Annotated in this window: 21 protein-coding genes; 20 read left to right on the forward strand and 1 reads right to left on the reverse strand. The window is 49.3% G+C overall.

All coding sequences use genetic code 11. The features are described 5' to 3' along the window. Nucleotides 1–29 precede the first annotated feature (29 nt). A complete protein-coding gene (locus ACE3MZ_RS00175; RefSeq protein WP_188778132.1) occupies nt 30–230 on the reverse strand; it encodes a hypothetical protein in 201 nt (66 codons plus the stop codon). A gap of 213 nt (nt 231–443) precedes the next feature. Between ACE3MZ_RS00175 and pth the strand changes: the two genes are divergently transcribed. From pth to cysK, 20 genes are all read left to right on the forward strand, one after another. After that, the gene (pth, locus tag ACE3MZ_RS00180; RefSeq protein WP_411344574.1) at nt 444–1,004 is read left to right on the forward strand and encodes an aminoacyl-tRNA hydrolase; all 561 of its coding nucleotides are present in this window, start codon (nt 444–446) and stop codon (nt 1,002–1,004) included. Between the two features lie 243 nt (nt 1,005–1,247). Beyond that, the gene (mfd, locus tag ACE3MZ_RS00185) at nt 1,248–4,772 is read left to right on the forward strand and encodes a transcription-repair coupling factor (RefSeq protein ID WP_411344575.1); all 3,525 of its coding nucleotides are present in this window, start codon (nt 1,248–1,250) and stop codon (nt 4,770–4,772) included. Then, nucleotides 4,759–5,919, forward strand: a complete 1,161-nt coding sequence (locus ACE3MZ_RS00190; protein ID WP_411344576.1) for a peptidylprolyl isomerase — start codon at nt 4,759–4,761, stop codon at nt 5,917–5,919. Before mfd ends, ACE3MZ_RS00190 begins: the two co-directional genes overlap by 14 nt. Nucleotides 5,920–6,035: 116 nt before the next feature. Further along, the gene (locus ACE3MZ_RS00195) at nt 6,036–7,682 is read left to right on the forward strand and encodes an oligosaccharide flippase family protein (RefSeq protein WP_411344577.1); all 1,647 of its coding nucleotides are present in this window, start codon (nt 6,036–6,038) and stop codon (nt 7,680–7,682) included. A 34-nt stretch (nt 7,683–7,716) separates the two neighbouring features. Then, nucleotides 7,717–9,195 carry a nucleoside triphosphate pyrophosphohydrolase gene (gene mazG, locus ACE3MZ_RS00200; RefSeq protein ID WP_411344578.1) on the forward strand — a complete coding sequence of 493 codons (1,479 nt, stop codon included), beginning with the start codon at nt 7,717–7,719 and terminating at the stop codon, nt 9,193–9,195. 136 nt (nt 9,196–9,331) lie between these two features. After that, nucleotides 9,332–9,604, forward strand: coding sequence for an HU family DNA-binding protein (locus ACE3MZ_RS00205; protein WP_367064449.1), 273 nt, complete (start codon nt 9,332–9,334; stop codon nt 9,602–9,604). Further along, nucleotides 9,605–9,880: an RNA-binding S4 domain-containing protein gene (locus ACE3MZ_RS00210; RefSeq protein WP_367064450.1), complete on the forward strand. Its 276-nt coding sequence runs from the start codon at nt 9,605–9,607 to the stop codon at nt 9,878–9,880. Nucleotides 9,881–10,182: 302 nt separating this feature from the next. Next, entirely contained in the window at nt 10,183–10,554 is a 372-nt protein-coding gene (locus ACE3MZ_RS00215) for an FtsB family cell division protein (RefSeq protein WP_411344579.1), read from the forward strand. A 137-nt stretch (nt 10,555–10,691) separates the two neighbouring features. Continuing rightward, nucleotides 10,692–11,210 (forward strand): S1 domain-containing RNA-binding protein, encoded by a 519-nt coding sequence (locus ACE3MZ_RS00220; protein WP_411344580.1) that lies wholly within the window; start codon nt 10,692–10,694, stop codon nt 11,208–11,210. A gap of 150 nt (nt 11,211–11,360) precedes the next feature. Then, on the forward strand, nt 11,361–12,302 hold the full coding sequence (locus ACE3MZ_RS00225) for a protein kinase domain-containing protein (RefSeq protein WP_411344581.1): 942 nt from the start codon (nt 11,361–11,363) through the stop codon (nt 12,300–12,302). A gap of 49 nt (nt 12,303–12,351) precedes the next feature. Continuing rightward, nucleotides 12,352–13,782, forward strand: coding sequence for a tRNA lysidine(34) synthetase TilS (tilS, locus tag ACE3MZ_RS00230; RefSeq protein ID WP_411344582.1), 1,431 nt, complete (start codon nt 12,352–12,354; stop codon nt 13,780–13,782). A gap of 55 nt (nt 13,783–13,837) precedes the next feature. Beyond that, nucleotides 13,838–14,377, forward strand: a complete 540-nt coding sequence (gene hpt / locus ACE3MZ_RS00235; protein WP_411344583.1) for a hypoxanthine phosphoribosyltransferase — start codon at nt 13,838–13,840, stop codon at nt 14,375–14,377. 167 nt (nt 14,378–14,544) lie between these two features. Continuing rightward, entirely contained in the window at nt 14,545–16,593 is a 2,049-nt protein-coding gene (gene ftsH / locus ACE3MZ_RS00240) for an ATP-dependent zinc metalloprotease FtsH (protein ID WP_411344584.1), read from the forward strand. A gap of 576 nt (nt 16,594–17,169) precedes the next feature. Next, complete coding sequence (gene nadA, locus ACE3MZ_RS00245) at nt 17,170–18,114, forward strand: quinolinate synthase NadA (RefSeq protein WP_411346649.1); 945 nt, start codon at nt 17,170–17,172, stop codon at nt 18,112–18,114. A 134-nt stretch (nt 18,115–18,248) separates the two neighbouring features. After that, on the forward strand, nt 18,249–19,928 hold the full coding sequence (gene nadB, locus ACE3MZ_RS00250; RefSeq protein WP_411344585.1) for an L-aspartate oxidase: 1,680 nt from the start codon (nt 18,249–18,251) through the stop codon (nt 19,926–19,928). Next, nucleotides 19,921–20,784, forward strand: coding sequence for a carboxylating nicotinate-nucleotide diphosphorylase (nadC, locus tag ACE3MZ_RS00255; protein ID WP_411344586.1), 864 nt, complete (start codon nt 19,921–19,923; stop codon nt 20,782–20,784). The genes nadB and nadC overlap by 8 nt, the downstream gene beginning before the upstream one ends. A gap of 6 nt (nt 20,785–20,790) precedes the next feature. After that, complete coding sequence (locus ACE3MZ_RS00260; protein WP_411344587.1) at nt 20,791–21,600, forward strand: type III pantothenate kinase; 810 nt, start codon at nt 20,791–20,793, stop codon at nt 21,598–21,600. 211 nt (nt 21,601–21,811) lie between these two features. Then, nucleotides 21,812–22,702: an Hsp33 family molecular chaperone HslO gene (hslO, locus tag ACE3MZ_RS00265; RefSeq protein WP_411344588.1), complete on the forward strand. Its 891-nt coding sequence runs from the start codon at nt 21,812–21,814 to the stop codon at nt 22,700–22,702. A gap of 15 nt (nt 22,703–22,717) precedes the next feature. Further along, a complete protein-coding gene (locus ACE3MZ_RS00270) occupies nt 22,718–23,641 on the forward strand; it encodes a peptidylprolyl isomerase (RefSeq protein WP_411344589.1) in 924 nt (307 codons plus the stop codon). A 144-nt stretch (nt 23,642–23,785) separates the two neighbouring features. Continuing rightward, entirely contained in the window at nt 23,786–24,724 is a 939-nt protein-coding gene (gene cysK, locus ACE3MZ_RS00275; protein WP_411344590.1) for a cysteine synthase A, read from the forward strand. Nucleotides 24,725–24,744 lie beyond the last annotated feature (20 nt).

A 24,744-nucleotide genomic window follows, 5' to 3' on the forward strand; every position in this document is an offset into this window, starting at 1 on the left:
GCATATCTGCCGTATTTTCTATCTGTCCGTCAGTAGCCGGGTCTGGAAATAAACGTATGGCGCTGGCGGTGATACAGCACACGGTTCATCTCGATAAACTGGTGATCATAAGCAGTGATCAGCCCGATGTCGACAGGAATGCCATGCCTGTACACCTGTACTGGCATCTCTTGCCGGAAATGATCATAGAAATGACGATTTTTCAGCAGCTGCTGCCCGAAGGTATACATGCTGATGTCCTCCTTGTGCTGGAATACAGATCGGGATAAGCCGTTTATCGCCCGCGGCATATCTGCTTGCTTGAATGTAACCCAATTTTAGCAAAAAATAAACGCCACTGCACATGCAAATGACGTTGCATCGATACGGTACGTGTTGAAGGGCGTAATTGCCGCTCACTGCCGCAGACCTGTAATTTATGTGGAAATGAGGAACCGAACATCATGAAATGGATTGTTGGTCTGGGAAATCCGGGCTCTGAATACGCCAAGACGCGTCACAATGTCGGCTTTATGGCATTGGATCGGCTGGCGGATCGCCACGGCATCTCCATCAGCCAGAGTAAAAGCAAGTCACTGATTGGCGAAGGTCATATCGGTGGCGTGAAAGTAATTTTGATGAAACCGATGACCTTTATGAATCTATCTGGCGAAGCGATTCGCGCGCATATGGATTATTACAAAATACCGCTGGAGGATCTGATCGTCGTCTACGATGATATGGATACCGAAACAGGCAAAATCCGTCTACGCTACAAAGGTAGCGCTGGCGGTCATAACGGCATCAAATCCATTATCCAGCATACCGGTACACAGGAGTTTGACCGTATTCGTATGGGGATCTCGCGCCCGGAACCGGGTCATGCGATTGTGGATTACGTTCTGTCCAATTTCCCCAAAAAGGAAAAAGAGCTGCTGGATCAGATGATCGAATCCACTTGTGATGCGATCGAATTCAGCACCAAACATACATTTGAACAGACGATGGCTAAGTTTAATGGGTAATGATATACTAGAAAGCAATACGGGCGCACAACAATGCCCTTTATAACTCCATAAGTACCGCCTTCCAAACCGATGGATTACAGGTAAAGAAGGCGGTTGTTTGTAGGCAAACCGATCTTATTCACGGTTTGTCGTTTTACCGTTGTGTTGTTTGTGCCGCAAATTGTCAATCATTATGGTGACTACGGTTTAAGTAGATTGAGCATAGATAGATTTTGACCTGAGGATAAGTGAGGTGCCGCTTTGTTACACAATCTGATTGAAGCAATTGCCAAGGATCAAGACTTTGGCTCCATAAAAGATGGTATTTTGTCGGGAATGAAAGAACAGCTGATTTCGGGTTTGTCAGGTTCCGCGCGGCATTTGCTGATAGCGGGTCTGTATCATGAGACACAGCGACCGATGCTGGTCGTTACGCATAATATGTTCCACGCCCACAAAGTGGCTGAGGACTTGCAGGAAGCGCTTACCCCTGAGCAAGTGCTGCTGTATCCGGCGAATGAGCTGGTAGCGGCAGAGAGCGCCATTTCCAGCCCGGAGACGCTGGCGCAGCGTATTGATGTGTTGACACAATGCGCAGCTGGTTTCCGCGGCGTTATTGTCGTGCCGTTTTCCGGTGTACGACGTTATCTGCCTGCGCGCGATGTGATGGCAAATGCCAAAATCGTACTGGAAGATGGCGGTACACTGGAATTGGAATCATTTTTGAAACGGATGATCGAGCTAGGTTATGAACGCGTGGAGCGGGTAGAGTCGCGCGGTGAGATGAGTGTGCGCGGCGGGATTATCGATTTTTACCCGGTGACGACGAATCTGGCATACCGTGTAGAACTGTTCGATGAAGAGATCGATTCGATCCGTACGTTTGATCCTGATGATCAGCGTTCTATTGATAAAGTAAAATCGGTCACTATCACGCCATGCCGTGAGATTATCGCTGACGGCGACCGGATGCGTCAGGCTGCCGATCAGGTAGCGGCGCGTCTCGATATACAGCTGGAGAAGATGAGCGATCGTCAAGCAAAGGCACGTCTGCGCGAGGAGATTGGACGCGAGATTGAATTGCTACGTCAGCATGTATATTTCCCAGAAATGTATAAATATATCGCGCTGCTGTATCCAGAGCAGATTACGCTCTATGATTATCTCGCTGAAGATACGGTCGTTATGATGGAAGAACCGGCGCGTCTGCTAGAAACAGCCAGACAGCTGGAGCGTGACGAGAGCGAATGGGATATGCATCTGCTGCAAAACGGCAAAAGTCTGCCAAATCTGGAGCTGGCACGCCATACCGATGATGTGATGTACCGCAGTGGTTTCCAGAATATCTGGATGTCCGTTTTCCTGCGTCAGGTGCCGCATGTACAGCCCGGCAATATCGTTAATTTTGTCAGTCGTACGATGCAGGATTTCCACGGGCAGATGAATGTACTGAAGTCCGAGATGGAACGCTGGAAAAAGTCCGGTATTCATGTGGTCATGGTAGCAAGTGGTGAAGAGCGGATGGAACGCGTACGCCGTGTGCTGGATGACTATGATATCGAGACGCCGGTCATGATGGATGGCAATCTGCAATCCGGGTTTGAGCTGCCATCGATTCATCTGGCAGTCATTACCGAAGGCGAGATGTTCTCCAAAAAGCAGCGGAAAGTGCGCAAAGTTAGCAAAAACGTCGATAACGCTGAACGGATTCGCAGTTATACCGAGTTGAAGGTTGGCGACTATGTCGTGCACCAGAATCACGGGATCGGTAAATATATGGGCATTGGCACACTGGAAGTTGCCGGTATCCACAAAGACTATATGCACATCATGTATGCTGGCGGCGATAAGCTGTCCGTGCCGATCGAGCAGATTGATCTGATCCAGAAGTATGTCGGCTCTGAGGAAAAGGAACCGAAGGTATACAAGCTGGGCGGTAATGAATGGACACGCGTGAAGAGCAAAGTTCGTTCATCGGTACAAGATATCGCGGATGATCTGATCAAGCTATATGCCGAGCGCCAGGCAGCGACCGGATATGCATTTGAACGCGATACGAATGAACAGAATGAATTTGAAAATACATTCCCTTATGACGAGACACGCGACCAACTGCGTGCGATTGACGAGATCAAGGGCGATATGGAGAAAAACCGTCCGATGGATCGGTTGCTGTGTGGCGATGTTGGATATGGCAAAACCGAGGTGGCGATTCGTGCTGCCTTCAAAGCCGCGATTGAAGGCAAGCAGGTGGCGATTCTGGTGCCAACTACGATTTTGGCACAGCAGCATTATGAAACATTCCGCGAGCGTTTTGGCGAGTATCCGTTTAACATCGGTGTACTGAGCCGTTTCCGTACGCGCAAAGAGCAGAACGAGACGATCAAAGGGTTGAAGCAGGGCACGATTGATGTAGTCATCGGTACGCATCGACTGCTGTCTCAAGATCTGATTTTCAAAGATCTTGGTTTGCTGATCGTCGATGAGGAGCAGCGCTTTGGCGTTTCCCATAAGGAGAAGCTGAAACGTCTCAAAACGAATGTGGACGTGCTGACGCTGACGGCAACACCGATTCCGCGTACACTGCATATGTCCATGCTCGGGGTGCGCGATCTGTCCGTTATCGAGACACCACCGGAAAATCGTTTCCCCGTACAAACGTATGTGGTGGAGCATAGCCCGACACTAGTGCGCGAAGCGGTTGAGCGTGAGCTGAATCGCGGCGGTCAAGTGTATTATCTGTATAACAAAGTACAAGGCATTCACGAGATGGCAGCTCATATCTCGGAACTGGTGCCCGATGCGCGTGTGGCGGTTGGTCATGGGCAGATGTCTGAGCAGGAGCTGGAGAAGACGATTCTCGACTTCCTAGATGGCGAGTTCGATGTGCTGGTCAGCACAAGCATTATCGAGACTGGTGTCGATATTCCGAACGTGAATACGCTGATCGTGCATGATGCAGATAAAATGGGTCTGTCCCAGCTGTATCAGCTGCGTGGACGGGTTGGACGTTCCAATCGCATCGCTTACGCCTACTTTACGTATCAGCGCGACAAAGTGCTGACCGAGGTAGCGGAGAAGCGTCTGCAATCGATCAAAGAATTTACCGAACTTGGCTCCGGCTTCAAGATCGCGATGCGTGACCTGTCGATCCGCGGAGCAGGTAACCTGCTCGGTGCGGAGCAGTCTGGATTTATCGCGTCTGTCGGATTTGATCTGTATTCACAGATGCTGGCAGAAGAGATTCAGAAACGCAAAGTGACGATGCTGGGCGAGCAAGATCTCAAGGCGAACGACTGGAATACCAGCATCAATCTGTCGGTTGACGCGTATTTGCCTTCGGATTACATTTATGATAGTATCCAAAAAATAGAAATTTATAAAAAGGTAGCAGCGGTTTCTTCGTTCGACGATATTGCTGAATTGGAAGACGAGCTGCTGGATCGCTTTGGGGAGCTGCCAGAGGCAGTCATCCAGTTGATGCAGGTCGCGCGCTTGAAACTATACGGCAAGCGTTACGGTATTGAGCAGATTACGCGTCAGGGCGACAATGTACAATTGAAATTCCACGAAGGTCAGGAAAAGGCGTTCGAAATGCCGAAACTATCCGATATTGGCAATCAGTTTGAAAGGCGTGTACAATTTAATCAGGGTTCCGCCATGGTCATCCAGGTCAAAGGCAAAGGCTTGACCGATCACGAGCTGCTGGAATTGCTATGCAATTTCCTCGAAGCCATGATGGAATCATACAAATTAAAGGGGGAACTACAGAATGTGGCCAATTAAAAAAGCTGCTCGTAAAACAGCGGTATTGACAGCAGGAGCTGTACTGAGCATCAGTCTGTTAGCAGCTTGCAACAACACTACGGCAACTACGGATAAAACAGAACAACAAAAGGATAACAGCCCGGTTGTTGCGCAATACGATGGCGGTACAATCACCGAGAACGAATTCAACAAAGAAGTCAGCATGATGAAATTTTTGACCCCACAATATGCACAAATGTTCGATCAAGACCAGTATAGAGATCTTCTGCTTCAACAGGAGGTTGCATATAAATCATTGGCTGCTCAAGCAAGCCAGACCGCACAGCAAGCAGGTGCGAAGCAAGCAGATGAGCAATTGGCTCAACTGAAATCCAGTGTGGATGCAGAGCAATTGCAACAAATGCTGACTGCTTCTGATCTGACAGAGCAAGATGTCAAAGATTATATGAACCGTGCGCTTACGGCTTCTGAAGTGATGAAAGAAAAAGTAACCGATGCTGATGTACAGAAGTACTTCGATGAGCACAAAGAAGAATATACAACAGCGAATGTACGTCACGTACTGATCGGTCTGCAAAGTGCAGATGGCAAAACAACACGTACCGATGCACAAGCTCTGAAACTGGCAAAAGAAGTGAAAGCGAAACTGGATGCTGGTGCAGACTTTGCCGAAATCGCTAAGAAATATTCCGATGATCCAGGTTCCAAAGACAAAGGCGGTCTGTATGAAGGCCAACCAGTCAGCAACTGGGTAGAGCAATTCAAAGAAGCAACATTGAGCCAAAAAATCGGCGTTATTGGCGATCCGGTAAAAACCGACTATGGCTACCACATCATCAAAGTGGAATCCCGTACAGAGAAAGCTTTTGCTGATCTGACTGACGAAGAGAAGGACACAATTAAGTCCCAACTCGCTTCGCAAAAATTCAGCGATTATATGACCAATGACATTCCAAAAATGATTAAGAGTAAAAACTTGCCAAAAGTTGAAGGCGCAGCCGACGGTACAGAAGCTGCACCACAAGGCACAATGGATGGAACAGGCGCTGATGCAACCGGCACACCGGGTACAGCTGGCGATGCTTCCACTGGTAGCAGCACAACCGATAGTGGTGCAAATGCAACAGATGGCGCAGCAACAGACAGCAGCACCAGCAGCAAGTAATCCGCTGGGCGTAAGAGTAACATCACAAAATAGCGCGGGCTTCCGCGCTATTTTTGTGCAATAAGCAACCGGCAATCATGGAGAAGGATATGCCGCCGGAGGAGGACCGATTTTTTATGAAAGAAACAGCATCCCCATCATCCCGCTTGCTGCGCGGGGCATTCATTCTTGTGCTGGCAGCGATTCTGTCCAAGCTGATTGGTACAATTCAGAAGATCCCGCTGCAAAATATTGGCGGTGATGGGGTATTTGGCATTTACAATGCGGTCTATCCTTTTTATACATTGGTGCTGCTAGTGGCAACAGCTGGTTTCCCGGCGGCAGTATCCAAATTTGTGGCGGAGGAAATGGCATCCGGGCGCGAAGCGGGAGCACGGCGTGTGCTGCGCATCTCGTCCATGATGCTGGTTGTGCTAGGTGTGCTGTTTGGCGTACTGATGTATGTGGCAGCACCGCTATTAGCAGCGTGGATTGACAATATGCACACTGAAGCAGCATTACGCAGTGCGGCGCTGGCATTGCCGCTGGTGCCAATTATGGCAGGACTGCGCGGGTATTTTCAGGGGATGCATGATATGATGCCGACGGCAGTGTCGCAGGTGGCAGAGCAAACGGTACGTGTAGCTGCGATGGTCGCATTGCTGCTCTGGCTGCATCAACTCGGCGCTGCGGATGACTGGATCGCGGCTGGAGCGACATTTGGCTCGGCTGCGGGCGGAGCGGCAGGGCTGCTCGTGATGTTGATCTACTGGTGGTTATACCGTCGTCGTACCCGATTAGCTGCTATTCAGGTACAGGTGGAACAAGCACCAGTTCAACATCAGCCCGCCTGGCCGCTGCTGAAGGCGCTGCTGCTATACGCATTGCCCATTTGTCTCGGTTCTCTATCGGCGCCGCTGATCAGCCTTGTAGACACGTTTACGATGCCGCGTCTATTAAAGGCAAGCGGCTGGAGTGAAGCGGAAGCGATGATTCAGTTCGGCGTGTACAACCGCGGGATTCCACTTGTCCAAATGATGTCCATGCTGGCAACATCGATGTCGGTGCTATTTATCCCGGCATTGGCAGATGCTCGCATACGTGATCGTCATGATCTGATTCGTTCACAGACGCAGCAGACGGTAAACTGGTTCTGGCTGCTCGGACTAGCTTCTTCCGCTGGAATTGCGATGTTGGCGATGCCGGTAGACATTATGTTGTATGAAGACGCCATCGGTAGCGATACGATCCGCTGGCTCGCATTCACCGGTATTGGGGCAACGCTATCGATTGTGACCGCAGCGTTATTGCAAGGAATGGGTTCAGTCAGAGCACCAGCCATTCATCTACTGCTAGCGACCATCGTCAAAGCGGTGCTTAATATCGTACTGGTGCCGCACTATGGGATCAATGGTGCCGCGATTGCCGGTATTGTCGCGTACAGTTTGGCGGCGCTGCTGAATATTATTTTGCTAATCCGATTAACTCAATTCCCTGTTTCGTGGCGAGAGATGGTCTGGAAGCCGCTGCTAGTGACGATTGTAATGTGTGCAGGCGTTGGAGTGTGGCAATGGCTGATGGATTGGTTGCTGCCTGCACTGGGCATGCACGCCCGTCTGGAAGCATTGATTGTAACGTTGGGTGGGATTGCGATTGGAGGAATCCTGTTCCTGATCGGTTTGTTCCGCACCCAACTGATGACTGAACAGCAAGCCGCAGCGTTACCGAAAATAGGCAGTCGCCTTGTACCATGGTTGAACAAATTGAGAATTATTAAAAAGTAACCACATATAACTATTACGCTTAGGAGGGATGAACATGAGCGCTACCATTACGATTGTCGGTCTTGGCTCCGGTGACGAGGATCAGCTGACTGTCGGTATTTTCAAAAAGCTTCAGTCTGCCAAGCGTCTATACGTGCGCACGAAGGATCATCCGGCACTGGAAGCTGTGACCGCCGAATTTGTAACGTTTGATGATGTATATGAAGAAAAAGAATCGTTTCCCGAAGTGTATGCTGAGATTGCATACCGTCTGCTGCAAGCCGCTGTATCGCATGAGGATGAAGAGATTGTCTACGCGGTACCTGGGCACCCGATGGTGGCAGAGAAAACGGTACAATTATTGCGCGAAAAGGGAAAAGAGCAGCAGATTCAGGTTCATATACTGGGCGGAGAGAGCTTTCTGGATGCAGCATTTACACGGCTTGGATTTGATCCGATTGAAGGCTTCCAACTGTTGGATGCGGCGGGGTTAAATGCTGAGCTACTGCAACCGCAGCTGCATACGGTCATCGGTCAGGTGTACGATACCTTTACCGCGTCAGATGTGAAGCTGAGCCTAATGGAGCTGTACCCGGACGATTATGAGGTGATCGTAGCACATTATCTAGGTGTCGACGGTCAGGAGCAGATTCACCGCATACCGCTGCATGAACTGGATCATGTGCAGGAATATGGCAATCTGTCGCTGATCTATGTGCCGCGTACCGAAGATGAGCAAGTGCGCAATCGTACCTTTGCCCGTTTGCATGAGATTGTGCAGATTTTGCGCAGTCCGGGTGGATGTCCGTGGGATCGTGAGCAGACGCATACTTCATTGCGTCAGAATTTTATCGAAGAAACGTATGAAGTATTGGAAACGATCGACGACGATGACCCCGATCATATGCAGGAGGAGCTGGGCGATGTCCTGCTGCAAATTATGCTTCACTCCCAGATTGAAGAAGAAACTGGCACATTTAACGTATATGATGTGATCGAGGGGCTGAACCGTAAGCTGATCTTCCGTCATCCGCACGTATTTGGCGATAGACAGGCGGGAGATGCTCAGGCAGCCCTACAAAACTGGGATGCGATGAAAGCCGAGGAGAAGCGCCTCAAGGGGCAGGAGAAGGCAGCCTCTATTCTGGACGGCATCCCACGCGATCTACCAGCACTGCTCACCTCTTACAAGCTTCAGAAAAAAGCTGCCAAAGTCGGCTTCAACTGGGAGGATGTTGAGGGTGCTCTGGGCAAGCTAGACGAGGAACTCGCTGAGCTGAAAGAAGCGATTCGCGACGGTCAGACACCGGAGGAACAGCAGCTTGAACTAGGTGATTTGCTGTTCTGCGCGGTCAACATATCACGCTTTATCAAGGCAGACCCGGAACAAGCGCTCGCACTTGTGAACCGCAAATTCAAGTACCGTTTTGGGTACATTGAACAGGCGCTACAGGCGCAGGGACGGGCTTTGGAGGATGCCGATTTGGCTGAAATGGATCGCCTATGGGATGAAGCCAAATCCCAGAATAAGTAAATTATTTTGCAGGAATTTGGGCTTGAGCCAAGAATGTACTATACTTAGGGAGCGGCTGTGTGTTAACATGCTGTTCATGGGACAGCACAAGGTTGACCCAGTTGAACTTTTTTGAAAATTTGGGAGGCTTTTAATAATGAACAAAACAGACCTGATCAACAACATTTCGAACAATAGCGGTTTGACTAAAAGAGACGTAGAAGTTGTACTGAACGGATTTCTGGATGAAATCACTGGCGCACTGTCCAAAGGCGACAAAGTACAACTGATCGGCTTCGGAACTTTCGAAACTCGTAAACGTGCTGCACGTACCGGACGCAACCCGCAAACTGGCGCTGAAATCAATATCCCTGAGTCCAACGTTCCTGCATTCAAAGCAGGTAACAAACTCAAAGAAGCGGTTAACTAAATGCGTCTGGACAAATTCCTGAAAGTATCAAGACTGATCAAGCGCCGCACCGTGGCCAAAGATGTGTCTGAGCAGGGACGAGTCCTGTTAAATGGGCGCGAGGCCAAGCCTAGCGCCACGGTTAAAGTCGGCGATGAGATTACCGTGCAATTCGGTCAAAAGCTCGTCACTGTTCGTGTCGAGCGTCTGGCGGAATCCACGCGCAAGGACGAGGCGGCTACGATGTACACGCTGCTCAAGGAAGAAGCGGTTCAGCGGAACAACGATTTGTTCTAACGATATCTGCGACTGCCGAATAGTGGAACTGCCATCGTGCGCAGATTCAGGGGCATCGGACGCTCGTCCGTGATCATACGGGCTGCAAAAGGCTGTTTTTGTGTCATTTTCGACACGAAAACAGCCTTTTACCATTTTCTTTGATGACAAAGTGTTACATTTGCTTATTTTGTGGTAATGTAACGTATAAGCAATAGTTATGTTAATTAAAGGTCACTCGACACTTATACTTTTGCATCATCTCCAACCCGATGGAACGGAATGGAGCACACACATGAAACACTGTTCAAGGAGGAACCCTGATGATACCAAAACCAGTATCGGTACATAATGGCCGCCAACAGCAACCAAGAAAACAGAATGCTTCATCCCCTACACCTAATAACGGTGCGCGTAGACGGTTACGGATCTGGATGGTCGTGATGGTGCTTTTCCTCGGTTGGGCTGCCTATACATTTATTCATCAATCGATACAATTGTCCGCCAAAAAGCAGCAGCTTGTTGAGCAGCAGCAGAAGCAGACGGAAGCACAGGCGGTACTAACCCAATCGCAGACAGAATTGAAGCGTTTGGAAGATCCGGAATACATCGGTCAAGTGGCTCGTAAACAGTACGGCATGTATCTTCCGGGCGAAAAGCCGATCTGGGCGACGGAACCGCAGGAAAATAAGTAAATATTGACGTGAAATGAGCCGTAAGACGCGGGTTTCTCGGTTGACCTTACTAGGGGCTTCCGGTATAATTTAATCACCGCATGTAGCAATCCAAGTAGGATTTTACTGTACATTTTAAGGGAGGATCATTTTACTCTATGGCAATTGAAGTGGGCACGAAGTTAGAAGGCAAAGTGACAGGCATTACGCACTTTGGAGCATTTGTAGATCTGTCTGGAGGTGTCACTGGTCTTGTTCACATCTCGGAAATTGCCGACAATTACGTTAAGGATGTTAACGATCACCTCAAGCTAGGCGATGTCGTTACCGTTAAAGTAATCAATGTCGACAAGGATGGAAAGATTGGACTTTCGATTAAACAAGCAGTAGATAAACCAGCAGAGGCAGCACCATCTTCAAGACCACCATCCTCCAGACCTCCACGTCCGGAATCTCGTGGCGGCGGCAGAGATGGCGGAGATCGTCCTAGTGGCGGTGGCGGCGGTTTTAATCGCGGCGATCGTGGTGGACGTTCGTTTAACAAGCCTTCTTTTCCTAATAAAGCTTCATTCGATGATAAATTGACTCGCTTCCTCAAAGATAGCGAAGAGCGTATTTCATCATTGAAAAAAAATACGGAATCCAAGCGTGGAGGCCGTGGTGCCAAGCGAAGCTAATCCTCACCTGGCATACAGTATGATAAATAACGACCGTAGACGTTTTGTCGTCTACGGTTTTTTGCTTATGATGCAGGATTACACGCAAATAATGTAACTAGATATGGTACACTGGGACAATACCCAACCTGATGGGAAGGAGAGACTCGGTTGTCGACATTGGAACATTCTGAATTGCCGGCAGGCACAACAGTGACAGGTAGAACGAGAGGCCAGCAATACGTCGTTCAGCGGACACTGGGCAAAGGCACCAACGGAATCGTTTATCTGGTGAGCAATGCACAAGGTCAGCAGTACGCACTCAAGATGGCAACCGTAAACCATAACCTACAGCCGGAGATCAAGCTCCTGTTTTCCTTACATAAGCACTGGAAGTTGACCGGCAGAAATGATTCCAACCGTTACCTGTACGATGTCGACGACTATGAGGAGACGGGGGAAAGTATTCCTTTCTATGTGATGAAATACGTCAAAGGTCAGCCACTCAGTCTCTACCTGCGTGCACGCGGCGCAGATAGGATCGGGATTGCCGGACTCGGCGTGCTGGAGATTTTATCCGAACTGCACGAATCAGGCTGGGTGTTCGGTGATCTAAAAGCCGAGCATGTGATCATGTCCGACGAAGGACAGGTCGATCTGATTGATTATGGCGGTGCGCGTCCACAGGGACAGAGTATTCACCAGTTTACGGAATGGTATGATCGCAAGTACTGGAAGGCGGGCGATCGGGTTGGCGATTATGCGTATGATCTGTTTGCATTTGCCGTGATTTGTCTCAAGCTATTCAATGAACCGGGATTGCAGCGAATTATCTCGACCCAGCTGCCGCAAATACGCAGTGAGGCTGATCTGGTGCAACTGATCGATCATACGCCGGGATTACGTCTGTATAACGGCTGGCTGAAAAAGGCGGTCAAAGGCGAATTCCGCAGCACACGCGAAGCTTATTACAGCTGGCGGGCGATTACTCGCTCCGGGCTTCCGGGGAATCGTAGCAGTAATGATCTGATGACGATGCGTCTGCGCAATGCCTTTATCTGGTCATTGATCGGGTTAGGCATTGTGTTGCTGGCGATCTATTTTCGGGGTTGAGCGGATCGGCAATGATAACATGCAAGGGTAAATAGAGGAGAGAAGCAACATGGATACACCTCACTGGAACAGCATCGTGAAGCAGACGAAGGCATTGGTGCAGGAGGGCATATTGCCTGTCCATTGCACCATCGTCGTGGCAGTATCCGGTGGGCCGGATTCGGTAGCTCTGCTGCATACGCTGCATGTGCTGTCACCGGTATATGGCTGGCGTCTGGTGTGCGCTCATATGAATCATGGATTTCGACCAGAGGAATCGGCGACAGAGGCGATGTTTGTAGAGCAGCTGGCAGCAGAGCTGGAGATTCCTTTGGAATGGGAAACGGCGGATGCACCTGCCTATATGCAGCAGACCGGGCTAGGCGCGCAAGAAGCGGCACGTCACTTGCGGTATGATTTTCTGCACCGAGTTGCCTCTGATTACAACGCAGAGGCGATCGCACTTGCCCATCATATGGACGATCAGGCGGAGACGATCTTGATGCGGATTTTGCGTGGCACCGGCCCTGAAGGACTTGGTGGAATGAAATTGCGCAGAACCGAAAAAAATGTGGAACTTATCCGTCCGTTCCTACGTATATACAAGGCAGACCTCATTGGCGCATGCCGTGAATGTGGGTTTCGCTATATGACAGACAGCAGCAATGACCAGCGCAAGTACACGCGCAACGCCATCCGGCTGGACGTGCTGCCTTTTCTGGAACCATTTAACAATCAACTCGTACCGGCATTGTCCCGGCTGGCGGAGATCGCAAGTACGGAAAATGAATATATTGTTCAACAGACCGAGACGTTGTATAACGAATTGGTTAAAGAGAAAGAAGGATCATTTTCATTTTCCGCAGCTTCCTTTGTCACGGTGCATGTCGCTTTACAACGGAGGTTGATTAAACTAATATTAAATTATCTGTCATCGGCTAATGAGACCTTTGATTTCGCCAAAATCGAAATCATTCGTCGTCAGATTGAACAAAGCGATCTCGCAAGCTGGAATTTGGATGTCGGAAGCCGTATTATCTGTATACGGGAATACGACGATATTCGGTTTATGCAGATATCCGAACAGGAAGCTGCACCATTTTGCCTTCCTGTACAGCATGAAGATGCTGTAGTGTATGTACCGGGCACTTCTGCACGTTTGGAAGTGACAGTACGGCATGGAGGTCATACTCTATCCGAGTCGGTTGCACTATCTTCGGACGAGGCGTTTTTCGATGCGGATCTATTGGATTTTCCGCTTTATTTGCGTTCCCGCCGTCCCGGCGATGTGATTGCCCTGCTCGGTGGCGGAACAAAAAAAGTAAAAAATCTTTTTATCGATGCCAAGATACCATTATCTCAGCGCGATCGTATGCCTCTGCTGGTTGATGTCAGCGGACGTATATTATGGATACCCGGGCTACGGCGCGCACGTGAAGCGCTGCTGGGACCAGATACGAATCGCTGTCTTTATATGAAAATCGTAAAGTCTGAAGATTAATGTTTGATTTCCATCGATTTAGCTTGATAAGTATAATGTAGGAGGTTCATCCAAGTTGCACAACGATATCAAAGAAGTGCTCATCAGTGAAGAAGAAATTCAACAGAAGATTTTGGAGCTGGGTGCTACACTCAGCGAGGATTACAAAGAGCGCAATCCGCTCGTTATTTGTGTCCTAAAAGGTGCATTCGTATTCATGGCGGATCTTGTGAAACGGATCGAAGTACCGCTTGAAATCGATTTTATGGCGGTATCCAGCTATGGTGCTTCCACCAAATCGTCCGGTGTCGTGAAGATCGTCAAAGATCTGGATGTTTCTGTGGAAGACCGGGATGTACTTATTGTTGAGGACATTATTGATAGTGGTCTCACGCTCAGCTATCTCATCGAGATTCTTCGCGGTCGTAATGCGAAGAGTGTGCGTGTAGTAACCCTTTTCGATAAACCGTCTGGTCGTACCGTCAATCTGGAAGCTGATTATACCGGATTCAATATTCCGGATGCTTTCATTGTAGGATATGGTCTGGACTATGCCGAGCATTACCGGAATCTCCCCTACATTGGGATTTTAAAACCGGAAATTTATTCGAGCTAATTACCTTGCCTGCGAATACCCGGTATTCGAATGGGCGTCGACAGAAAGCGGGGTTATTGGTGACTTTGCATAACTCTGACAATATCTGTTATTGTGCTCTGGCATCTATTGAGAACGCCAGACAGGCTATGGTAAAATAATTTAAGTGTCTTGAGAGGAGGTAGGGGATGAATCGGTTCATCCGGAATTCTGGTTTCTATTTAATACTTTTCTTAGTCGTGGTGGGCATCGTCCGTTACGTAAGTGACGGAAGTGAAACTACCGATAATCCAAGATATGACCAGCTCAAAGCAGCACTTGCCGCCGGTAATGTAGCATCGGTGACGATTCAATTCGACAACTATGCTTACCTGGTAACCGGGGAATACAAAACGCAACCTGCTGATGCAAAATCCAAGCAGTTTACAAGCTATATCCCTGCCACCGATACAGCGGTGAACGAGATCAACTCCGCTATTGACGGTTCAGGGACGCAGGTGACGGTGAAGCCGATGGAAGGCGACAGTATTTGGTTGTCCTTTATCACTTCCATGATCCCGCTCGTCATTATGTTTATCCTCTTCTTCTTCCTGTTTAATCAGGCGCAAGGTGGCGGCGGCAAAGTGATGAACTTTGGCAAAAGCCGTGCGCGTCTGTATAACGAAGAGAAGAAAAAGATTACATTTGAGGATGTAGCTGGTGCGGACGAGGAGAAACAAGAACTCGTCGAGGTCGTGGACTTCCTCAAAGATCCGCGTAAATTTAATACGGTCGGAGCGCGCATTCCCAAAGGCGTTCTGCTCGTCGGTCCTCCGGGTACCGGTAAAACCCTCCTTGCCCGTGCAGTAGCCGGGGAAGCGGGCGTGCCGTTCTTCAGCATCTCCGGTTCTGACTTCGTCGAAATGTTCGTCGGTGTCGGTGCATCCCGTGTTCGTGACTTGTTTGAAAATGCGAAGAAAAATGCGCCTTGTATTATCTTTATTGATGAGATTGACGCTGTAGGTCGTCAACGTGGCGCCGGTCTTGGTGGCGGACACGATGAACGTGAGCAAACGCTCAACCAATTGCTCGTTGAGATGGATGGATTTGGCGCCAACGAAGGTATCATCATCGTGGCTGCAACGAACCGTCCGGATATTCTCGACCCTGCGCTTCTGCGTCCAGGTCGTTTCGACCGTCAAATTACAGTCGATCGTCCAGATGTCAAAGGTCGTGAAGCGGTGCTCAAAGTTCATGCCCGCAACAAGCCGTTGACCAAGGATGTCAAACTTGATATTATCGCCAAACGTACAACAGGCTTTACCGGAGCGGATCTGGAAAACCTGCTGAATGAAGCGGCATTGCTGGCGGCTCGTCGTAACCGCCGCGACATCTCGATGACTGAGGTGGATGAAGCGATCGACCGCGTAATCGTCGGTACAGAGAAACGCAGCCGCGTAATCAGCGACCGCGAGAAACGCATCGTCGCTTACCACGAAGCCGGTCATACGATTGTTGGTTACTTCCTGGAACACGCCGATATGGTACACAAAGTAACGATCGTACCGCGCGGACGTGCTGGCGGATATGTAATCATGATGCCGAAGGAAGACCGTACACTCGTAACCAAACAGGAATTGCTGGATAAAGTAACCGGTCTCCTCGGCGGACGTGTGGCGGAAGAACTGTACATCGGTGAGATTGGTACTGGTGCTTACAGTGACTTCCAACAAGCAACAAGTATCGTACGCAGCATGATCGTTGAATACGGTATGAGTGAGAAGCTCGGACCGATGCAGTTTGGCAGTTCGCAAGGTCAAGTATTCCTGGGTCGTGACTTGGGTCACGAACAGAATTACAGTGATGCGATTGCTTATGAGATTGATCAGGAGATGAACCGTTTTATTACGGAATCGTACGAGCGTTGCCGCGAATTGCTGCAAAAGCATTCCCGCGAAATGCATCTGATCGCTCAAACGCTGCTTGAAGTAGAAACACTGGACTTCGAACAGATCAAATATCTGATCGAAAATGGCTCGCTGGAAGGCTTCGGCGAAGGCACATCCGGTGGCAACAATGATGGAACACCAACAGAAACTGGTGAACCAACATTCGATAGCATCGGTGATTCCAAAGTCCGTTTGGACAAAGATGATACGACTTCTTCCTCTCCGGAAGCAGGTGGTAACATCCCGAATAATCCAAATGATGATTCTGGCGATAACCGTGGTCCAGGTGGAGGTACACCAACGATCTAATCCATCGTACGGTGACGCTTTATCTGAATGGATCATAGCTATCACGTGATCAAATAATGCAATATAGAATACAAACAACCTACCCCTGAAGATCATATGATCTTCGGGGGTTTTTGTTTTGCCTGATGATAGAAGCATCAAGCATATCCACCTACGCAAGATTTTGAGATTGACAAGCACTGTTCAAATTGTTTACAGTATTGGGGAAGTTGATCACATTTTAGACACATTTCGCACTGGAGTACGCAATTTTTTTCACAATGTTATGTGGTTATCGTCTGGTTCGTATTCGTCTGTGTGAATGTGATCTTGTCTTTGTGCGAGATATATGGACACGAGTGAGCGATGAATCAGGCTTGTGCAGAGACATAGAGCGGGCATGAGCTATCTTTCATGATATCATGAAGCTAAAAACGAGTTGATACGTTTGTGGATTAGATTCAATATTGGTCTGTTCATTCTATATGTATCGTTCCTTGTGATAGCTTGGCATTACAGAGAATCGTCGATGACTTGAATTGTGAAAATTATTTCAAGAAATGTGAAAAAAAATTCAAACTACAGGGAGATGACATGATGGAAGCATTAGCACTGGAAAAGAAAGCAGAACGCGATGCGGAGCTGCGGGAACGTCTGATTCAGCTGAAAAAGGAACGCAATGCGATTATTCTTGCTCATTATTATCAGCGTGACGAGATTCAGGAAGTTGCCGATTTTCGTGGCGATTCATTTTTGCTAGCTCAGAAAGCGGCACAGACGGATGCGGATACTATCGTATTTTGCGGTGTGCATTTCATGGGGGAGAGCGCCAAAATTCTCGCACCCAACAAGACAGTCATTATTCCCGACGAGCGTGCGGGTTGCCCGATGGCGGATATGGTCAACGTGGATGGGCTACGCAAGCTAAAAGCTCAGCATCCGAACGCCAAAGTCGTCACCTATATTAATTCCTCTGCTGACGTGAAGGCAGAAACGGATATTTGCTGCACTTCCGCCAATGCGGTCAAGGTGATCCAATCCGTTGACTCCGATGAGATCATCTGGGTGCCGGACAAGAATCTCGGTCATTATGTACAGCAACACACCGATAAGAAGATGATTATTTGGGAAGGCTACTGCAATACCCATGATATGCTGACCGTGAAGGATGTATTCGAAATGAAAGCCAAATATCCGAATGCGCAGTTTGTTGTGCATCCCGAATGCCGTCCAGAAGTCGTAGCATTGGGTGATTTTGTAGGCAGTACGACTGCGATTATTAAATATTGCCGCGAATCAGACGTACAGGAATTTATCGTTGGTACGGAAGACGGTACCGGGTATCAGCTGCGTAAGGACAGCCCAGATAAGCAATTTCATTTTGCCAGTAAATATCTCGTCTGTCCCAATATGAAGGTGAACAATCTGAAAAAGCTGGTCAACTGTCTAGAAACGATGAAGCCGCAAATTTACGTACCGCCTGCTGTTGCAGATCGTGCCCGTGTATCGCTGGAGCGGATGCTGGAAGTCTCATCCTCGTAAATTACAACTTGTCTATATACTATTTGCTGTTGGCTACGCTTCATTGGTCGTATTGCTGCAAACAGCTGTACAGATGAGTAAGTGAACACAATGATGAATTGATGACAGAACCAGAAAGGCAGGCAAATAGAATCATGCAGCAGTCAAGATTCACAGTCTCTATCAATGATGATTACGACGATACTGTGTATACCGATGTACTGGTGATCGGAACGGGCATTGCCGGGTTGTTTACTGCCCTAGCGGCAAGTGAACATAAGAACGTGCTATTAATCACAAAGGATATACTGCTGGAAAGCAATACACGTTATGCGCAGGGTGGTATCGCTGCGGTGATGGCGCAGGATGATTCGCCTCACTTTCATCTGGAAGATACCCTGCTGGCAGGAGCGGGTTTGTGTGAGCAGCATGCGGTACATGTACTGGTGCAGGAAGGACCAGAGCGAGTACAGGAGCTGATGATGCTTGGAACGGCATTTGATATGTTGGACGGCAAGCTGGAGCTGACACGCGAAGGAGCGCATAGCCACCGCCGCATTTTGCATGCGAATGGCGACTCGACCGGACATGAGATTGTGCGGGCATTGTCGCGGCAAGTACAGCAGCATGACAGGATTGATGTGTGGGAGCGGCATAGCACGGTGGAGCTGCTCATGCAGGATGAGCAGTGCATCGGGGCGGTCATTCGCAAGCCGGATGGTCATGTGCTGCATGTCATCTCACAAGCGACCGTATTGTGTACGGGCGGCAGCGGACAGCTATATGAGCATACGACCAATCCAGAAGTAGCTACTGCCGATGGTATTGCGATTGCGTATCGGGCAGGTGCGCAGTTGCGAGATATGGAATTTATCCAGTTTCATCCGACAGCGCTTTGTTATCCAGGTGCGCCGCGCTTTTTGATTTCGGAGGCGGTACGCGGGGAAGGCGCGATCTTACGCAATACACAGGGTGAAGCATTTATGCCGAATTATCATGCGCTGGGTGATTTGGCACCGCGCGATATTGTATCCCGGGCGATTGTAAGTGAGATGGAGCGGGATGGGAGTGCTTTTGTATATCTGGACATTACGCACGAATCAGAGCAGCAGCTGCGACATCGCTTTCCGACCATTTATGAAACTTGTCTGCGGTATGGACTGAATCTGGCGCAAGATTGGATTCCGGTTTCTCCGGCAGCACATTATATGATGGGCGGTATTCGTACCGATGATAACGGGGAGAGCAGCATTGCGCGCTTATTTGCCTGTGGGGAAGTGTCGTCTACGGGCATTCATGGAGCGAATCGGCTGGCAAGCAACTCGCTGTCTGAAGCGGTTGTATACGGTCGCCGAATTGCACAGCGCATTATGGAATTGCCGCTGCTGGAGATGATGAGCGATAAGGCTGTATTTTCTGACTCTCCTAATGTAAATAAATTCACAACCCCGTCATCTGCATCATCTGCGCCGTCATCTGTCATGCAATCGCAATTGTTGGATGTGCGGCTTGCACTGCGGCGATGCATGACGATGTATGCAGGTATTCGCCGTACAGCTACTGGTCTGCAACAGGGGCTAGAGCAGCTGCAACATATTCAGCGTCAATATGATACGCTACCAGGCTATACATTTACGATGGATCGGGATCATGATGAGCTGGGCAATATGCTGCTTGTCGGACGCTTGATTATGCTCGCGGCGCTTCAGCGTGAGGAGAGTCGCGGTGGGCATTATCGGGACGATTTTCCAGAGCGAGACGATGTGAACTGGCACAAGCATACGATTCAGCACCGACAATATGGGCTAAGTGAGGAGAAGATCAGTCATGTTTAACGGATATCAGGAGCAGCTGGATACATGGATCAGACACTGGCTACAGGAGGATGTAGGTGCAGGCGATGTAACGACCGCTGTGACCGTTCCGCAAGGGCATATGAGCCGGGCGGTAATCCATGCCAAGCAGGATGGCATTCTGGCGGGACTGCCGATAGCGGAGCGCGTATTTGCCGTCGTTGATTGCAGTCTTCATTTTCAGGCAGTAGCAATTGAGGGGCAATTGCTGCAAAAAGGTGATATTATAGCAGAAGTGGAAGGCAGTACCCATTCGCTGTTAACGGGCGAGCGCTTGGCGCTGAATTTGCTGCAACGGATGTCTGGCATTGCGACTGGGACAGCAGAATATGTTCAGCGCATAGCAGGGCTGCCAGTACGGCTGGTTGATACACGCAAGACGACACCCGGTCACCGGATGCTGGAAAAGTATGCCGTGCGCATCGGTGGCGGAGCGAATCATCGTTTTGGATTGTATGATGCAGTGATGATCAAGGACAATCATATCAAAGCCGCTGGTGGCATTACGGCGGCTGTACAATCGGCACGCGCTGCCATTCCGCATACGATGACGATTGAAGTGGAGACGGAATTCATCGCTCAAGTACACGAAGCACTGGATAGCGGCGCTGATATTATTATGCTGGATAATATGGACAGTACCAATATGCGCGAAGCGGTACAGCTGATACGCAGCCATAGCCCACATGTGAAGATTGAAGCGTCCGGCAATGTCTCGCTGGATACGATTCGCGGACTGGCAGAGACGGGGATCGATATTATATCGGTTGGACGGCTGACGTATTCATTTCATAATCTGGATATCAGCCTTGATCTTGGAGCCAAAAAGAAGGAGTGACCCTCATTGATACTGGTGATTGATATTGGGAATACGAATATCGTATTCGGCATTTATAAAGAAAAAACATTGCTGCATCATTTTCGTATCCATACCAATCGCCAGGCGACCCCGGACGAATACGGTGTAACGGTTCATCAGTTATTTCAGATGTCTGGTATTGCGACGCAGGCGCTGGAAGGCATTATCATTTCATCGGTCGTGCCGCCGATCATGCATACGCTGGAAGAGATGTGTGCGAAGTATTTGCATCATACGCCGGTAATTGTCGGGCCGGGTATTCGTACCGGCTTGAATCTGCGGTATGAGAATCCGCGTGAGGTAGGGGCTGATCGGATCGCCAATGCGGTAGCAGCGATTGCGATTTATGGCAGTCCAGTGATCGTAGTCGATTTTGGCACGGCGACGACGTTTGATTGCATTGATAGTCAGGGGAATTATTTGGGTGGGGCGATTGTGCCGGGAATCGGCATTTCGACCGAGGCGCTGTATCAGCGTGCTTCCAAGCTGCCGAATATTGAGCTAGAGAAGCCGCGCAAGGTGATCGGACGCAATACGATTCATGCGATGCAGTCAGGTATTATTTTCGGATATGCTGGTCAGGTCGATGGCATCGTCAAACGCATTCACGAGGAGCTGGGTGAACGCGCGCGTGTTGTCGCTACTGGTGGTCAAGCGGAGCTGATTGCGAGCGAAACCGACAGCATTGACGAGGTGAATCCACTGCTGACGCTGGAAGGACTGCGTTTGATCTATGAGCGTAATCGCATCTCTGGTAAAGCAGTTGCCCGCAATGATGGATCATCTATTTTATAATTGCATACATTTCCAAGCCGACAGGCAGCACAAAACTTTTGACGTGTACGCAGCGTCACTTTAGAATATAAAGTGCTGAACCTGTGCGGCTTTTTTTGCAGCCGCCTTGTAATGACGTTACAATAATAGGGTAATGTGCAATACAATCACTACCACATTCTTAATGAACAACAGGATCAAGCGACGCATAATTGAGAGGAGTTTTATATAGATGGAACAACAACACAAGTCGGATCGCCTGATCCGCGGTATCGCTTTGGGTGGCAAAATTCGTGCATTTGCCATTCGTTCGACTGAGCTAGTAGAGGAACTGCGCCGCAGACATGACACTTGGCCAACCGCTACAGCGGCACTTGGTCGCACACTGAGTACTGCTGCGATGATGGGCGCTATGCTCAAGGGCGAAGAGAAATTAACGCTTCAGGTCAAAGGAAACGGACCGCTCGGACAGATCGTAGCCGATGCTAATGCCAAAGGCGAGGTTCGCGGGTATGTGGACAATCCACATGTGCATCTGCCAAGCAATGCGATGGGCAAACTGGATGTTGCTGGTGCAGTAGGTACCGAAGGCTTTGTCTATGTGATCAAAGATCTCGGTCTCAAGGAGCCATATCGTGGCAGTGTGCCGATTATCTCCGGCGAGCTGGGCGAAGACTTTACGTACTATTTTGCTACATCCGAGCAGACGCCATCTGCGGTCGGTGTAGGCGTGCTAGTCAATACGGACAACTCCGTGATCGTAGCGGGTGGATTCATTATTCAATTGCTGCCGGGTCTGAACGATGCCGAGATTGATGCCATTGAGAAGGCGCTATCTACATTGCCGCCAGTAACGACACTGCTGGAGCAAGGGCTGGAACTGGAAGATATGCTGCGCAAGATTTTGCCGGACGTGGAAATTATGGATCAGATGGATATCGTGTTCAACTGCGCATGCTCGCGTGAACGCGTTGAGCAAACCTTGGTCAGTCTGGGCGAGTACGAATTGACGCAACTGATCGAGGAAGACGGTCAGGCGGAAGTCGTTTGCCATTTCTGTAACGAGAAGTACCAGTTTAACCGTCAGGATCTGGAACACATTCTGACCGAAGCCAAAAGCTAAAGGAAGACAAGACATATGACGAAGGGCAGATCACCGTTATGGACAGCCGTCATGGTCTTGGTCATAGTCATTATTATGCTGCTCGGAGCCTTTTGGGTCATCCGAGCAGTTCAGCATTCTGGCGGTGACGGCGCAGCAGTAGCAGTCGTGAACAATCAGGAGATCAGCGAGGATCAGTGGGTTGCGGAGCTGAAGAAACGCTACGGTCAGGAGATTCTGACCCAGATGATGAATCGCAAGGCAGTACAGCTGGAAGCACAGACGCTGCATATTGAGGTCAGTCAGCAAGAGATCGACGATAGCTTGCAGGAGCAGATTAGCGGCTATGATTCACCAGCTGCCTTTTACAAGGAAATGAACAGTCAGTTCGGATTAAGTCAGCAGGATTTGCAGAACGAGGCGACGTATCAGATTCAATTGGAAAAGATCGCTACAGCCAGCATCAACGTGACCGACGCGCAGATCGATAGCTATTTGCAGCAGCATGAACAGCAGAATAGTCAGCAGCGACAGTACGAACTGGCATGGATCAAAACGGATAGCGAAGATCAGGCGAATGAAGCGGTGCAGCGGATTGAGAACGGTGAGGACTTTGGTGATGTTGCCAAGCAGCTATCCATCGATTCGTTTTCCGCTTCCAACGGTGGCGAATTGGGCTGGATCGACGATGATGATCCATTTCAACCAGCCGAGATGATGAAGGTCGTCAAAACGATGAACAAAGGCGATATCGTTGGTCCGATCAAGCTGGATGATAGCGGATACGCCGTTGTGCAGATGCTGGATATTCGGTTGCCGCAAACGTCCAAGCTAGAAATTAGCCGTGACACCGCTCGCCGCAAAATCGCGCTGGAACGCGCTCGTCCGCTGACTGAAGTCGAGCAGCAACTACGGAAAAAGTATAATGCGTATATTTTATCCGCGAATCCGCAGGAATAAGGAACAGAACATTGACAACGATGTTCCATATTGGTACTATTAAGTCATATTAATACCTACCATTTTACTCGGATTAGCGTAGTTCACACATACAGGGTGTAACACCCATTGCTACGTTCCATTATTTGAAGGAGGGCAACACGCATGGCAAAAGTCGTAAATAACGTGACAGAATTGATTGGAGGAACTCCACTCGTTCGTTTGAACCGTTTAGTTCCGGAAGATAGCGCAGAAATCTATCTGAAGCTGGAATATCAAAACCCGGGTTCCAGTGTCAAAGACCGCATTGCGATCAGCATTGTGGAAGAAGCGGAAAAACAAGGACTGCTGAAACCGGGCGGTACGATCGTTGAAGCAACCAGCGGTAACACGGGTATCGGTCTGGCTATGGTCGCAGCAGCCAAAGGCTACAAATGCGTGATCGTGATGCCGGAAACGATGAGCTTGGAGCGTCGTAACCTGCTGCGTGCCTACGGTGCTGAACTGGTGCTGACTCCGGGATCGGAAGGTATGAACGGTGCGGTCAAAAAAGCGGAAAGTATCCTCAAAGAAAACCCGGACTACTTTATCGCAGAGCAATTTAAAAACAAAGCCAATGTGAAAATTCACCGCGAAACAACCGGTCCAGAGATCGTGGAAGCGATCGATTCCATCGGCGGTTCGCTGGATGCCTTTATCGCTGGTATCGGTACAGGCGGTACGATCACAGGCGCAGGCGAAATCCTCAAAGAGCGTTTCCCTGAAGTGAAAATTTATGCAGTCGAGCCAGCGGCATCGCCGATTCTGGCAGGCGGACAACCCGGTCCTCACAAAATTCAAGGGATCGGTGCCAACTTCGTTCCAGAAATTCTCAACCGTGACATCTACGATGAGATTATCCACGTAGAGAACGAAGAAGCATTCGAAACGGCACGCCGTGTAGCCAAAGAAGAAGGCGTACTGTCCGGTATTTCTTCCGGTGCAGCTGTACATGCCGCACTGAAAGTAGCCAAAGAACTCGGCAAAGGCAAACGCATCGTCGTAATTATCCCAAGTAACGGCGAACGCTACCTGAGTACACCGCTGTACAACTTCGAATCGTAATTTTATGTTGCATCCTATAC

It is taken from the genome of Paenibacillus sp. WLX1005 (genome assembly GCF_046603685.1).
GTDB lineage: Bacteria > Bacillota > Bacilli > Paenibacillales > Paenibacillaceae > Saccharibacillus.

Excerpts from the sequence above, each read along its gene's own strand:
- nadB (WP_411344585.1), top strand. The coding sequence starts at position 18,249 with ATGCAGCAGTCAAGATTCACAGTCTCTATCAATGATGATTACGACGAT.
- ACE3MZ_RS00175 (WP_188778132.1), bottom strand. The coding sequence starts at position 230 with ATGTATACCTTCGGGCAGCAGCTGCTGAAAAATCGTCATTTCTATGAT.
- ACE3MZ_RS00195 (WP_411344577.1), top strand. The coding sequence starts at position 6,036 with ATGAAAGAAACAGCATCCCCATCATCCCGCTTGCTGCGCGGGGCATTC.
- tilS (WP_411344582.1), top strand. The coding sequence starts at position 12,352 with ATGGATACACCTCACTGGAACAGCATCGTGAAGCAGACGAAGGCATTG.
- pth (WP_411344574.1), top strand. The coding sequence starts at position 444 with ATGAAATGGATTGTTGGTCTGGGAAATCCGGGCTCTGAATACGCCAAG.
- ACE3MZ_RS00220 (WP_411344580.1), top strand. The coding sequence starts at position 10,692 with ATGGCAATTGAAGTGGGCACGAAGTTAGAAGGCAAAGTGACAGGCATT.
- hslO (WP_411344588.1), top strand. The coding sequence starts at position 21,812 with ATGGAACAACAACACAAGTCGGATCGCCTGATCCGCGGTATCGCTTTG.
- ACE3MZ_RS00205 (WP_367064449.1), top strand. The coding sequence starts at position 9,332 with ATGAACAAAACAGACCTGATCAACAACATTTCGAACAATAGCGGTTTG.
- nadA (WP_411346649.1), top strand. The coding sequence starts at position 17,170 with ATGGAAGCATTAGCACTGGAAAAGAAAGCAGAACGCGATGCGGAGCTG.
- cysK (WP_411344590.1), top strand. The coding sequence starts at position 23,786 with ATGGCAAAAGTCGTAAATAACGTGACAGAATTGATTGGAGGAACTCCA.
- ACE3MZ_RS00270 (WP_411344589.1), top strand. The coding sequence starts at position 22,718 with ATGACGAAGGGCAGATCACCGTTATGGACAGCCGTCATGGTCTTGGTC.
- ACE3MZ_RS00215 (WP_411344579.1), top strand. The coding sequence starts at position 10,183 with ATGATACCAAAACCAGTATCGGTACATAATGGCCGCCAACAGCAACCA.
- ACE3MZ_RS00190 (WP_411344576.1), top strand. The coding sequence starts at position 4,759 with ATGTGGCCAATTAAAAAAGCTGCTCGTAAAACAGCGGTATTGACAGCA.
- ftsH (WP_411344584.1), top strand. The coding sequence starts at position 14,545 with ATGAATCGGTTCATCCGGAATTCTGGTTTCTATTTAATACTTTTCTTA.
- ACE3MZ_RS00210 (WP_367064450.1), top strand. The coding sequence starts at position 9,605 with ATGCGTCTGGACAAATTCCTGAAAGTATCAAGACTGATCAAGCGCCGC.
- mazG (WP_411344578.1), top strand. The coding sequence starts at position 7,717 with ATGAGCGCTACCATTACGATTGTCGGTCTTGGCTCCGGTGACGAGGAT.
- nadC (WP_411344586.1), top strand. The coding sequence starts at position 19,921 with ATGTTTAACGGATATCAGGAGCAGCTGGATACATGGATCAGACACTGG.